This window comes from Stappia sp. BW2, from assembly GCF_008107695.1.
GTDB lineage: Bacteria > Pseudomonadota > Alphaproteobacteria > Rhizobiales > Stappiaceae > Roseibium.
Window position 1 is genome coordinate 292,175 of record NZ_VIRG01000066.1, and the last position, 13,612, is coordinate 305,786.

General features: G+C 60.1%; 6 protein-coding genes and 1 pseudogene. 2 read left to right on the forward strand and 5 right to left on the reverse strand.

Annotated features, from left to right (window positions below; genetic code table 11):
* Positions 1–642: 642 nt before the first annotated feature.
* The 3 genes from pbpC to parA all read right to left on the reverse strand — a co-directional run bounded on the left by pbpC (position 643) and on the right by parA (position 9,088).
* Positions 643–2,742 carry a penicillin-binding protein 1C gene (pbpC, locus tag FMN63_RS12870; RefSeq protein ID WP_286192627.1) on the reverse strand — a complete coding sequence of 700 codons (2,100 nt, stop codon included), beginning with the start codon at positions 2,740–2,742 and terminating at the stop codon, positions 643–645.
* Between the two features lie 39 nt (positions 2,743–2,781).
* Positions 2,782–8,325, reverse strand: a complete 5,544-nt coding sequence (locus FMN63_RS12875) for an alpha-2-macroglobulin family protein (protein WP_148584370.1) — start codon at positions 8,323–8,325, stop codon at positions 2,782–2,784.
* A 121-nt stretch (positions 8,326–8,446) separates the two neighbouring features.
* Complete coding sequence (gene parA, locus FMN63_RS12880; RefSeq protein ID WP_148584371.1) at positions 8,447–9,088, reverse strand: ParA family partition ATPase; 642 nt, start codon at positions 9,086–9,088, stop codon at positions 8,447–8,449.
* Positions 9,089–9,309: 221 nt separating this feature from the next.
* Between parA and FMN63_RS12885 the strand changes: the two genes are divergently transcribed.
* The gene (locus FMN63_RS12885; RefSeq protein ID WP_148584372.1) at positions 9,310–10,422 is read left to right on the forward strand and encodes an ATP-binding protein; all 1,113 of its coding nucleotides are present in this window, start codon (positions 9,310–9,312) and stop codon (positions 10,420–10,422) included.
* A gap of 20 nt (positions 10,423–10,442) precedes the next feature.
* Positions 10,443–10,877, forward strand: a pseudogene (locus FMN63_RS12890) (GGDEF domain-containing protein); the annotation flags it as partial.
* 51 nt (positions 10,878–10,928) lie between these two features.
* Here FMN63_RS12890 and FMN63_RS12895 read toward each other — a convergent pair.
* A complete protein-coding gene (locus FMN63_RS12895; protein ID WP_148585560.1) occupies positions 10,929–12,116 on the reverse strand; it encodes a lytic murein transglycosylase in 1,188 nt (395 codons plus the stop codon).
* A 158-nt stretch (positions 12,117–12,274) separates the two neighbouring features.
* The gene (gene phnE, locus FMN63_RS12900) at positions 12,275–13,609 is read right to left on the reverse strand and encodes a phosphonate ABC transporter, permease protein PhnE (protein WP_148584374.1); all 1,335 of its coding nucleotides are present in this window, start codon (positions 13,607–13,609) and stop codon (positions 12,275–12,277) included.
* Positions 13,610–13,612: the final 3 nt, after the last annotated feature.

The following is a 13,612-nucleotide window of genomic DNA, read 5'->3' on the forward strand; positions in this document are numbered from 1 at the left end:
GGCAACACAGCCGGGCACCTGTGTGCTTTTTCTGCAACATACTGTTTTACAACCAATTTCCCTTTCCCCAAGGGAATACTTGGGCAATTACTCGGCAGAAACCCTACAGAAATGATGGATACGCGGGTTTGGGCCCAACCCCATACCGGCGCAACACAACAAAGAAAAAGCGATTACGTTTGAGACTTCAGATAACTCCCCAGCAAAAATATTCACCTACTTCGAGTTTTAGAATGTATATTTCTACTTATTCTATCTAATTTTCTTTATTTATTCTTTTTTAATAAAATAAACCAGAAACAGATAAGAAATTGAGCACCTTCCGTTGGAGTAAGGGAAACACCTCCCAGACGAGTGGAGAAATTCGTCTGAAACCAGAAAACGCAATGCGAATCTCGTCTTCCGCATACTTTGCCGAACATTTGGAATCAGGAAGAATCGCCGCGATCGGGTGAAACAGGGCATTTGCGAGAGATTCTGCCGCGCCAAGCCAAAGCATCGTTGAACAGACCAATGACTGGCTGAAACGGTCAGGCAGCCTCTCCCCACTCCCGCCTTGTGGGAAGTCATTTCACAGCTGCAATTCGCTTGGTGACTTCAGTCCACGAACAACGTCTCTAGGCTGAGGCCCCATACCCCCGTCTAGTGAAGAAGAACTGTTATCCCGGCACTGTTGCCGTTGGCATCGAGTACGGTCACATCCGCAAAACCGGGCGTGTCCGGCTGCCAGACCAGTTGCCGCTCCCGCTGACCGGTGCGGAGAGGCTGTCCGTTGACCAGGAAGGAAAACGGCCCGGCACCGCCCTTGAACTTGACGACAAGGGGCTGCGCGGCTCGGTTCGTTGTGCTGTCCTCTGCGAATCCCAGATCCAGTTCGGCGCCGTCCGGTGGATAGGAGATCTGCAAGCTGTCGCCTGTGCGCAGCGTGCCGCGGTTTTGCGGCAACCGCGCGAAGCGGAGCGGTTCGGGAATCTGTCGCCCGGCAACACCCATGGCTTCCGCCGGACCATCGGGGAGCGGAACCCGGTCCGGCCCCAGTGTCTGAAATGTCTCGAAGAGAATCGGCACCGCGACAGAGGCTCCCGTCGCCCCGGGCACGGGCGTGCCATCCGGACGCCCCGACCAGATCGCCACCACATAACGCCCGTCATAGCCGACAGCCCAGGCATCCCGGTAGCCGTATGCCGTGCCGGTCTTGTAAGCGACATGGTGCGTTTCCGCGCTTTGGGGCTGCGGCAATCCAGACAGAATGTCGCCGACCAGCCAGGAGGCCTTTTCAGACAGGACATGGGCAGAAGACACCCTCTGCCTGATCTTCCCGCAATCCGCACGGCAGACTGACAGAGCGACAGGCGCGCCTCCGCGCGCCATGGCCGCGTAGGCCTGGGTCAGGTCCCTGAGCGACATGCCGAGCCCCCCAAGACTGATGGCAAGGCCAGGGGCAATGCCTTTTTCCATCACGGGATTGGCGCCCGCCCGTTTCAGCCGCGCAATCAGCCGAGCAGGCCCCACGGCTTCCAGCAGTTTCACGGCTGGTGTGTTCAGCGACAGCTGCAGCGCTTCGCGCAAGGTGACCGTTCCCTGGTAGGACTGGTCGAAATTGGTCGGCTGATACCCGCCGATGTTGGTTGCCCGGTCTACAATGAAACTTTCCGGCAGACCGACACCTTCCTCAAAGGCGAGGCCGTAGATGAACGGTTTCAACGTCGAGCCCGGTGAACGGGTCGCACGCGTCATGTCGACATGTCCCTGACGGCGCGTGTCGAGCAGGTCTGGCGCGCCGACGCTTGCCAGAATCTCTCCGCTCTGGTGATCCGCCACCAGAATTGCCAGTGAGACAGGCGACGGCATTGTCTCGCTCTTGCGCCTTGCAAGGGATTCGAGCGCGCGCTGAAGGTCAAGGTCTATGGTCAACCGGTGAACGGGCGATTGTGGCGTGTCGGCCCGGGCTTGCCGGCTTTCGTGCGGTGCCAGGAACGGCATTGCGTAACGAACGGTTCTTACCGGTTCGTTCGCAGCGGAAGCTGCCTCTTCCAAACTGAGAACACCGGCGGCCGCCGCCCGCCGCAGCACCCGGTTTCGGGCCTTTTTCGCGCGTTCGGGAAAACGATCGGGCCGCCGTGCCTCCGGGCTTTGCGGCAACGCCACGAGCAACGCGGCTTCCGCGGGCGTGAGACGTCCCGGCTCCTTGCCGAACCAGGTCAGGCTTGCCGCCCGGACACCTTCCAGGTTGCCACCAAAGGGGGCCCGCAGTGCGTAAAGGTGCAGGATGTCTTCTTTTGAGAACACCGCTTCAAGCTGAACGGCTCGAAGCAATTGCTCATACTTGCGCTCGAGCGACTTCGTCGACTGCTCTTCCAGCAAACGCGCAACCTGCATGGTGAGCGTCGAACCGCCGGAAACAATACGGCCGTTCCGGAGGCTTTGCAGGGCGGAGCGAATCAGAGCCCGAGGATCGAACCCGCCATGTTCGAAAAACCGCTTGTCCTCAAAGGCCAGCAGCATTTTGAAATACAGCGGATCGACTTCGGCCAACTCAACCGGCAAACGCCACTTGTCATCCTGACTGGTGAAGGCGCGCAGCAGCCGGTCGTTCCTGTCCAGAACAACGACAGACAAAGGCAGATCCGCGACGCTAGGCGGCGCCGGCAGCGACGCATAGTCGTGCTCAACCTTTGCAAAGAGACAGAGCGACAGCGCGGCGGCACCAAGACCGGTGGCGGCCAGCCACCGCCGGATCATGTGCCAGTCCCGCCGCGCCAATGTCTTCATCTTCGGGCCTTACCGAGTCGGCCCGAGAACAACCAGCCGGCCGGTCGACGTGATGGCACGCCGATCGGGACGATACATGTCCTCAACCGACGCCGGTGGGTGCGAGTAGTCCCCCGGGGTCGCCGCCCTTGCAAGATAGGCCAAAGTCAGCTCCTTGCCGCTCGAACGGGTCTGGTCGACAGCCACTTCGAAACGGTCCTTGTAGAAGGCCGTATGCTCTGGCTGATCAACCGTATCAAGGAACGAAAGGCCGCCGAGATCGCCGGACCGTACCAGCCGCGGATTGTCAATCACCAGACCGGCAGGCAAGCGATCGACCACCATCAGCCGGCCCGGATGATCCGTCAGGGCCCGCACGGTCACGACCACAGCCAGCCGGGTGTTGACCGGAACTGCGGTTGGATCGATCGGGTTGCCGTCCAGGTCGTAGACCGTGCGTTCAATCGCATAGTCCTTGCCACCGGCCGGTTCGGGAACCAGCGGCTGACCGGCCACGGAAACGAGAAGCTCCGTTGCCGCGTCACCGTTGTTCTTCACTTCTGCCGGGAAGTCTGCGACTTCGCTTCCCGCCAGCGACCAGGCCAGGCGCCCGGGTGTCACTTCACCACGAACGGAGATCCGGGCGTCCTGCGCGGATTCGTTGAGCGCATTGGCAGCCAGCAGCAGCCAGGCCATGTCCTGGGTCGACCGGTATGGCTTGTTGGCCTGAGCGGTTTTCAGGAAATCGATGGCTTCGGATTTCAGATTGTCGTCCATGGATGCTGAAACGACATAGTCCGTCACCCCGGCGCTGTCGCGCAGGATCGAGCCATAGTCGTCGCGATAATACTGAGGAGCTTCCTTCGGCAAGGCGGCAAGCGCCGCCCGGAATCCGGTGGTAGCCCGCTCACGCTCTCCATAGAGGGCAAGCCCGGCGGCAACCTGCGCCTTGGCGAGCGGAGTCGCAAAGTTCTGCAGCTTGGCATCCAGGTAGTAGCGAAGATCCCCCATCGAAGCGCGGCCGTTGCGGGCCAACACATAAAGCGCATAGGCAACGCCCTCGCCGCCATCCTGGAAGTCGGACGAATAGGCCAATCTGTTTTCCAGATTGTCCAGCGCTGAAGTGAACGCGAGATCGGGAACCAGATAGCCCTTTTCGCGAGCACGCGTCAGGAAGTCGGTAACATAGGCGTCCAGCCAGGTGTCACCGCCGCCATAGCTGTTCCAGAGACCGAAATCACCGGACGACGACTGGTTCGACAGGATCCGTGCAATCGCCTTGACGACCCGTTCACGAATGGCGCTGTCGCCGCCGAGACCGGCAGCCTCGGCAACTTCGCTCAGATAAAGCAACGGCAGGGCCCGGCTGGTGGTCTGCTCGGTGCAGCCATAGGGATAGCGGTCGAGTGCAGCCAGGAGGCCTGCCACATCAATGCTTGCCGCCCCGCCCGCAGACAGGGTGATGTCAACCGTGTCCGCCCGCAGGCCGTCAAACGTATCCGCATCCAGCGACAGGCTGTCTCCGGAAGCCAGCGAGAAGGCGCTCTGACGAACGATCTCGGGCTGGTTATCTTCAACCTCGAGGCTGAAACGCTTGACGAAGACTTCGCCCTGGGGCCCGGTGAGAGACGCCACGATTTCAGACTTGGTCAGCTTGTCTTCCGCTGACACAGCCAGGAGAACCAGCGCTTTCTTGCCGTTTTCAAGATCAAGCGTGCGCGACTGATCCGTGCTACCGCCTTCCAGCCGCAGGCCGTCCGCCACGGACACATCGAGTGCATAAGCGCCAGACGGACCATCGACATTGTCGATCTCCAGCGCGATGCGCGACTGGTCGCCCGGTGCCAGGAAGGCGGGGGCACTGGCCGTCATCACCACCGGCGAACGTACTTCCACTTCCTGATCCGCAGACCCGACACCATCCTTTGTCCAGGCAACCGCCATCAGTTTGACCGCGCCATTGAAGGCCGGGATATCGAAGGAGACCGTCGCTTCGCCGTTGTCGCCCACGGTCACCAGCCCGGAGAACAGGGCAAGCGGTTCTTCATCCGGCGGGGGTGCATCGAGCCGCATGCCTGCGGCATCTCCTCCGGATCGGACCCGCCCGCGGGTTCCTGCCATCCGGTCGATCAACTGGCCATACAGATCACGGAAATCTGTGCCAAGGCGCCGCTGGCCGAAATACCATTTCTCCGGATCGGGCGTCTTGAAACCGGTCAGGTTGAGGATGCCGACATCAACGGCGGCAACCGTCAGATACGCCTGCTCGCCCCCTTTCAGGTTCGCCAGTTTCACCGGCACGTCCAGCGTCGTTTCGGGCAGTATCCGGTTCGGTGCCGACAATTCCACGTCAAGCACCCGGTCACCAGGATCGACCTGCAGCCAGGACAAGCCCACCGCACGCGACGGCATTCGCTTCTGCTCCAGGTCCATTGGCCGGTAGAGGCTGGCTGTTATGTAGGCCCCTGCCCCCCAGTCGTCACTGACCGGTATGTCGACCTCGGTTTCCTCGGCCGCCACTTCAACGGTCTTGCTGGCCAGCAAGCCACCGGAAACAACATTGATCACGGCAATCCCGGCCATCTGTGGTTTCAGGCGCAGTTTGGCCGTGTCACCGGGCCGATAGCTGGTCTTGTCGAGACCAACGTCCAGATAATCAGGCGTATCGGAAGAGGCATCGGCGGAATACCAGCCGGCATCGAAGGTGACACGGGTGGATGTCTGCAGCGGTCCGCTGCCTTCGACATCAAGCCGGTACTCGCCCCATTCCACCGGAAGGGAAAGCTGTGCCGGCTGGCCGGCCGTCACCTGCAGTTTACCCGTGGCAACACGGCGGGTTGTGGTGATCGGCTCATAGGACCAGTTCCCGTCATATCGGTACCACTGGTATCGCCGGTCGACCTTGGAAAGAGTCCAGCCAATATCAGCCGCATCCATTTCCTTGCCGTCCTCATCGATGACGATCACGGAGAAATCTGCAGGGCCGCCTTCATCGACATCACCGTCGAAAGCCGGCTTCACGCCAATGCGCGGACCGTCGATGGCCACGGGCAGATCCAGATCCCGCTCCACGTAGCGGCCGCCGGCTTCCACGAGGCGCGCAATCAGCTCGCCGGTATAAAGCATGGTGGTCTCTGGAAGGTCGGGCATGAAGACGTCAAAGGTAAGTTTGCCGTCGTCGTCGGTCTTCAGGCCAGACGAAAGAGAGCCGCGCTGTGAATAGGCATCTGCATCGGCAATGCCGAACTGATACCCGGGATGAGCTTCAAGCGTCCGGATGGGACGTACGATGACATCACCCTCCAGCGTCTGGCCACTGGCCGGCGACCCGTAGAGATACTTGGCATCCAGGGAAACCGATGTCGGTCCGGTCCGGTTGAAGGCCTTGGCGTCGGTCTTGAGGTCAAAATCGACCCGCTCGGGCTGATAGTCTTCCACAAGGAAGGTCTGCTCGATCAGGGCCCGGCCTTTCGGGTCGGCAAAGACCTGCCAGGACCAGATGCCCTGTTGTGCAGACGCTGTCAGTGTCACGTCCTGAAGGTGGCCGCCGAGCCCGCCATCGTTCACGGTAAAGCGGGCGTGCTCAACCCCGTCGGGCCGGTTGAAGATGAAGGTGAGCGGAAAGTCTTCCTGCGCCGTTGCGCTTGCGTTGCGCAGCAGAGCCTGGGCGTGCACGGTCTCGCCAGCCTTGTAGATGCCGCGATCCGTCCAGGCAAAAACATCGAGCGGACCTGGAGCCGCTCTGCCTTCGACACCGCGGTCGGAAAGATCGAACGCAGGCTTGCGCAGGTCCAGGAAGGAATAGTCCCCCTCTGATGTTTCCGCCACCAGAATGCCGGGTGCCTGGCCGCCGCGGCCTCGGGTGAGACCGACTGGAAATTCGGCAAAACCTTCGGCGTTGCTGACGGCTTCACCCAGGATATCGTTGTTGACGGCCAGAAGGCGAACGTTCACGCCTTCCAGTGCCTTGGCACTCGTCAGAGAACGGATATTGGCCGCAATTCCGTTGTCGCCCGACAGGGCCGTCAAACCAAGATCCGACACCAGGAACCACTGGGTTGCCAATGTGCCCCAGCGGTTCTTCTGATCCAGCTTGGAGCGCGCCGTCATGGCGTAGACACCCGGTTCCAGCTCAATGCCGGTTTCGGAAATCGGTATGGCCGTGGTGATGTCCTGATTGAGGTCGTTGCCGGTCTCGACGATCCCGGTCCAGACCTTCTCGCCCAATTCGTCCTCGATCTGATCCGCCCGCCAATTGTCGAGCTGTCGCAGGAAGCGATTGTCACGCAGAATATCGGCGATGGAGCGGTTGCCGATGCGGTAGATAGAGGTCTCGACTTGCGAAGTGTTCACGGAGACGATGGGAATCGTGGGATCACCGCCAGCGGGAAGAACATAGGAGCGGCTCAGAAAGCTCACGGACGGCGAGCGGTCCTTGACGTAGACAGTAAGGTCGGCGGTCTTTTCCAGTTTCTCGCCGTCGGCGGCCGGCAAGCCGCTGCGTGCTGTGATCTGGTAGCGGCCACCATGCTTGAGCCCATCGGCACAGATCTGGTTGCCTTCCGATTCGATGGCGAACGATCCCTCACCGCTAACGCTGACATATGGGCTCATGTCCTGGCCGAGCGGCAGCTTTTGCGAGAAGACCAGGCAGATACGCGGCGCCGCGCTGTCGGAATCAACCTCGTGATCGACGATCCGGAAGCCATGTTCCGCCACCAGATCCGCATACTGACGGCGAATACTGGGGTTTTCCTCTGCCGCCAGTGACGCCCGCAGGGCCTTGATTGCGGTCTTGTATTCGCTGCTCTGGACCAGCGAGCGGCCCAGCAGTTCCAGCGACAAAGCACGTTCCTGTGCACTTACCGAGCGCAGATAGGCATTGATCGAGGCATATATCGCGTTCTTGCGCTTGGTTTCCCTATCACGCCAGCTCTCCGGATTCTGCAGCAGCAAGGCAGTGGTGAGCTGGGTCCAGGCGTCAAACTCGCCTGGTTCCAGCTTGATCAGCTGGAGGAAATCGGCTTCGGCGAGTGCACCGTTGCGCGCGCTGAGGGCAGCCTGCCCGCTTCGGCGCAACTGATCCGTCGTCTGACCGTTGGGGCGCACCGAATTTGCAATACTGAGGGAATAGGTCTGCGCACTTTCCAACTGGGACTTGGGAACAAAAACGAGCTCGGCCTTGCGATCCGCGCTCTGGTCGGCGCGCGGCGCCTTGACTTCAACGACACGGCCGGCGATCGCGCCCGCGAAGCTCTGCAGTTCGCCGTAGTCTGTTTTCAGGAAACACCATCCCGCAGAGGTGTTGAAAGTAAAGGCGCGGCATTGCTTGTCGCCAAGGCAGACGGACTTGCACCCGTCCAGATCGACATCCTTCACAGTGCGATAGTCACCACCGAAGAAATCGGCGTCATCGATGGTGACGACCCGGCGGTCCTGCGCACCAGCGGATGTGGCCACCATACCGGCCAGGCCTGTGGCTGCGACGGCCAGCAGTGCCGTCTTCGCAACTGTTTTGAAGCGATGTTTGAAATTCATGGAAAGCCTTTGGGAAAAAAACGAAAAAACGAACATGGCCAATCCTCCGGGGCCCATAGTTTGCCCTATCAAGGCACTGGAACGTGACAAGGACAAGGCAAAAAAGATTTTAGAGTGAACTCTGCTTACGCTAGGAGACTTGGGTAGCCCCGAGAGCTTAACCGATCCTGCCGACCAGTTCCTCGATCAGCAATGCAACTTCCTGGGCTGCCTTGCTGGACGGCGCGTCCTCGGTCACGGCGTACCCTCTGCCCATTGCTGCGGCAAAAACGGTGCGGTTGCCCAAGCGTGCATTGAGCGCGTCATAGCCGGAGGCTGCAATGGCATCGGCCATTTCGCCGGTCAGGGATGCACGAGGCGGCACGCGATTCAGCACCAGCAGTGCCGGCGTATCTTCACGCGTCGCCATCTCGACGGTCTGCGCCGTCGCCCACAGGTCGACCGGCGTCGGCTGGATCGGCACAATCACGAAGTCCGCAGCGTCGATCGCCGGCTTGGCATCGCTGTCAATCTTGGGAGGTGTATCGATAACCACGTAGCCATGCGACTTGGCGAGCGAACGGGCCTCGCGCCTTGCTCCCCACCCGGAGGCGGTTCGGAATTCAAGACCGGTATTGTCTTCGCCCAGGTTTTCTTCCCGCGCCTCGAACCAGGTTCCCAGTGAGCCCTGCGGATCCACGTCGAGGATCGCCACCGGTTCTCCAGACTGTTTGGCAAGTGCGACGGCAAGGTGGGCTGCAAGGGTTGTTTTCCCTGACCCGCCTTTTTGCTGTGCAACAGTCAATATCCGCCCGGACATGCGTAACCCTCCAGAATTTCGCCAATATATAGCGCCGTTGATTTTCGCAACGCAACAAATCTATGGCTTATCCCAATGAATTTCCGCTACGTTAAAAAAATATACCTATGATACCCCGTGATAATTTTTAGAACCTACCGTTGTAGGAGGCGCATCTGAAGGATTTGCAAGAGCGAAGCTGGGCCCTGCGATGGCGTAATCCGGCGTTTTGCAAACGCCTTTTGTACAACGCGCTGCAGCGGGACCCGACGCCAGATCCCGGCAACCGTCCGCTTCAGTTCAATCTTTCCTGGCTGGAACGCTGGTCCGGCCATTTTCATGCGGCGACAAGGCTGGCCGACAAGGCCTTTTCCATGATGGATCAAAAGCAGGATCCGCAAGGCTGGTCCAAGCTTCTGGTGATCAAGTCCGTCTGCGTCTACAGCCTTGGTGAACTCAGCAAGGCCGATGCCATCCTGGGTGAAAGTCTGGAGATCCTGGGCGCCGAAGCCCATGGCCGTGCCGGCATCGAAGCGCTCACCGTGCTCGCGAACATGTGCGCCTACCATCATGACTACGAGAAGGCACTCTCCAAGCTACAGGAAGCCATGGCCATCGCCGACCGGCTGAACCTTGTTTATGAGCGCTCGCATATTCTGCAAACCTTGTCGCGTATCGAATTGCGCTGCGGCACTGTTGAAGCTGCCATCGACGCGGCAAAGGCCTGCCTGGCAGTTGCGCTCAAGCATCGCAACGCTGTCAATCTGCCTTACGCTTACGAGGTTCTGGGGGCCGCACTGGTGAAAGCCGGTGAGCTGGAAGAGGCCCGCACGCTCGCCGCCAAGGGGCTGGTCGCTGCTCAGTTCAGCCAGGACCGTCGGGTCGCCTGTCACCTGCATTACGTGCTGGGATTGAGCCTTTTCGAGGAGCAGCGTTTTCATGAGGCGCAAGCCGAACTGGAAAGCGGCCTTCTGATTGCCGCCGAAGCCAACTATCACCACTGGACGCGCAATTTCTACCTGAAGCTATCACATACTCATGAAGCTCTGGAAGATCACCGCAACGCACTCGGGTACCTGAAAGCCTATGTGACACTTCAGCAGAAGATGTTCACCGAGGAAACGGAACGCCAAAGCAACGACTTCCGGAACCGGTTGGAATTCCGGCTGGCGCACAGCAAGGCCGATTATGAACGGGAACTGCGCACCAGAACCGAAACACTGAACGCGGAATTGCGGGATGCCAACGCCAGCTTGCGGGACCTTAACGCCCGGATCGAGTTCAATGCCCTGCACGATGCGCTGACAGGTGTCGGCAACCGCCGGATTATGTCGAAGTTCTTCGAACCGGCCTAGCGCCGGGCGTCAGGGTCGCCGCCGTTCTGATCGATCTCGACCGGTTCAAAAGCGTCAACGATCATTACGGACACTCGGTCGGAGATCAGGTCATCCAGACGATCGCCAGTCGGTTGTCGGCTCTGCTGCACAAGGACGAAACGCTTGTCCGGATGGGCGGCGACGAGTTTCTTGTCCTGTCGACGCGACGCACAGAAGCCGACAGTCTATCGGTCCTCGCCGAAAGAATCGTCCACAAGATCAACCTGCCGATTCCGATCGACGGCGCCGAGGACAGGACAGTCGGTGCGAGCGTTGGTATCGCGGTTCTGCCCAATGGACCTGATCTGGAATACGAGCTCCTGAGAAGCGCGGATGAAGCCATGTATCAGGCAAAGAAAACAGGCCGGAACAGAAGCTGCCTCCATTCCAGCCTGACTGTTTCCCTGCCTCAGGGCGCTGAAGCCAGGGTGTGAACTCATACTTGAAACCCGGTTCCGGCAAGAGCGCGCAAAATTCGCTCTCCGCTATTTGCCCCCAAGCACCGAATAGACATTCCAGGACGGGCGGCCCGTCACCGGCAGGCCGTGGCGCGCCTCCGCCTTGCGGATGCCTTCACGCGTGGCCGGGCCGACCTTGCCATCCGGCTCGCCGACATTGAAGCCATTGCGATTGAGGAGCTTCTGCAGTTCCACACGCTGCGCACGGGAAAGGCCCGGGTTATCCGTTGGCCACGGCGTCTTGAACGGCTCGCCTCCGGAAACGAGTTCCGACAACAGCGCAATCGCCAGACCGTAGGAGGTCGACGCGTTGTAGGACCGCAGCGCCCGGAAGTTGCGCGTCACCAGAAAAGACGGACCGCCCGCGCCCGCGGGCTGGATCAGGGCCGCGTCCAGTTTGCCGGAAAGGGCGCTGCCATCGATATTGGTGAAGCCGCGTTTGCCCCAGGTCGACAGGGAGGAATAGTTCTTCCGGCCGGACGGGCCGCTGTAGCTCTTGGGAGCCTTGACTTCATACCCCCAGGGCCGGCTGTTCCGCCATCCGGCGTTCTTCAGGAAGTTCGCCGTTGACGCCAACGCGTCGGGGACGGAGTTCACCAGATCCTTGCGGCCATCGCCGTCGAAATCGACGGCAAGGCTGTTGTAGGTACTCGGCATGAACTGGGTTTGACCGAAGGCCCCTGCCCACGAGCCGACAAAATCCTTGGCTGGAACATCGCCACGCGAGGCAATCTGCATGGTCTTGATCAGCTCGCCCCGAAAATACTTCTGGCGCCGCTTGCCGGCGCACGCCAGATTGGCCAGCGCGTGCGGGGTATAGAAATCGCCCCGGAAATTACCGTAGTCACTCTCAATCCCCCAGACCGCCAGCACCACATGCCGGTCGACCCCGTATCGCTTTTCGATGGAAGAGAGCGTTCGGCTGTGCTTCTTCAGATTGGCCTTGCCGTCCTGGATCCGCTGTGTGTCGACCAGAAAGGCCATGTAGTCCCAGATTTCGGTCTTGTGCTCGGGCTGGGACGTCGAGAAGCGAATGACTTTCTCGTCAAAGGTTGCGCCCGACAACATGCGCTCGGCGATTTCCGGACGGACACCGGCAGCAACCGCCTGCTTCTTCAATGAAGCCACACAGCTTTCGATGGCAAAGGCCGATCCTGTCATGGCCATCATCGACAGACCGGTTCCGAACGCAACATTTACCAGATGATTTCGCATGCCCTGACGCACAGGCCCCTCCGCAGCTTCGAAACGATTTGCCGAACGCTGACACGCTAGCGCGACATAAATACGGCAAAAAGAGGGTAGCTGAAGTTATCAAGACAAACCCGCCGCCACTGCCGCGCCGAGTCATCCCTTTTTCCGGTCGGAAGGCCTTATTTTCCTTCAATCAGCTTCCGGCGCAACCAGCCAGACGCCTGGTCCATCATTATCACCACGACGATGGTCAGGATGATGATGTAGCTGGTATTTTCCCAATCGCGCGAGGTCTTCATGGTTTCGACCAGCAAGAGGCCGATGCCCCCTGCCCCGAGTGCGCCAATGACCGTGGCCGACCGGGTGTTGGATTCCAGGTAATAAAGCACCTGGGACACGAAAACAGGCAGGATCTGCGGGATCACCCCGTAGCGATACCGCTGGATCTGGTTGGCGCCGGTCGCCCTCACGCCCTCGACCTGCTTGTTGTCGATGTTCTCCAGTGCTTCGGAAAACAGCTTGCCGAGCGAACCGGTGTCGGTGAAGGCAATTGCCAGCGCCCCGGTCAGCGGTCCGAGGCCGAACGCGCGAATGAAGATCAGCGACCAGATCAGCATGTCGATGCCGCGCAGGAAGTCGAAGAGACGACGGGTTCCGAACCGAAACAGTTTCGACGGCGTGAAATTGCGCGCGACCAGAAATGCCAGCGGCAGACCGAAGAACGCGGCCGTCAGCGTGCCGAGCACTGCCATCATGATGGTCTCGAACAAGGCGGTGAAGACCTTGCCGTGCTGCCAATCGGGGTTCTTCAGGAACTCGTTGACGATGAACCAGAGGTTCGATGTGTCCGGGTCCATGCGATCCGCGCTCAACGCCAGCGCATAAAGCTGGCTGAAGGACATGCCGTAGAGCGGCGAGCGGAACGGGAACCAGAAATTCTCCCAGCCACCGAAGTAGTTGTGAACCTCGATCTTCGTCTTTGTGATCTGCAGGCGCCGGTCAAGCGTCGGACGAACGTCGAGTTTGCGCGGATTGTCCTTGATCCAGTCCGGAACCGGCCCGTCCGGCAGAACGGTGTCGACACCCTTGGCAGTCGCGGTGCCTTTGACCACGCCGTAGCCGGGAATCGTGAACAGGGCCGTCTTGCCGTCAATCTCGACCTGGTAACCGTCCCCGAGATCGACCACGCCGTTTTCGCCGTCGATCTGCACCCACTTCGGCAACTTCGCATTGTCGTATGTCGCGGTGCGCTCGCCTTCTATGGCGACCTTAAAGTCGTTATGCCGAAAATCCTTTGTGACATGAACCTTGTAGGCAACGGAATCGGTTGCCAGAATCAAGGCCCGCTCCGGCTGGGCACGGGAGAGCAGTTCCGGCACGCCGAAAGCAAACCACGTGTAGACGAGATATGTGAGGACTGCGAGCGGTAGAGCCACTGTAATCAGCGCCCGCCGGCGGACCTGGCCCCAGACCAATGCCTGGGTGACGGGTGTTTCGAGCGTATCGACGGTCATGAG

Excerpts from the sequence above, each read along its gene's own strand:
- pbpC (WP_286192627.1), bottom strand. The coding sequence starts at position 2,742 with ATGATCCGGCGGTGGCTGGCCGCCACCGGTCTTGGTGCCGCCGCGCTG.
- FMN63_RS12895 (WP_148585560.1), bottom strand. The coding sequence starts at position 12,116 with ATGCGAAATCATCTGGTAAATGTTGCGTTCGGAACCGGTCTGTCGATG.
- parA (WP_148584371.1), bottom strand. The coding sequence starts at position 9,088 with ATGTCCGGGCGGATATTGACTGTTGCACAGCAAAAAGGCGGGTCAGGG.
- phnE (WP_148584374.1), bottom strand. The coding sequence starts at position 13,609 with ATGACCGTCGATACGCTCGAAACACCCGTCACCCAGGCATTGGTCTGG.
- FMN63_RS12875 (WP_148584370.1), bottom strand. The coding sequence starts at position 8,325 with ATGTTCGTTTTTTCGTTTTTTTCCCAAAGGCTTTCCATGAATTTCAAA.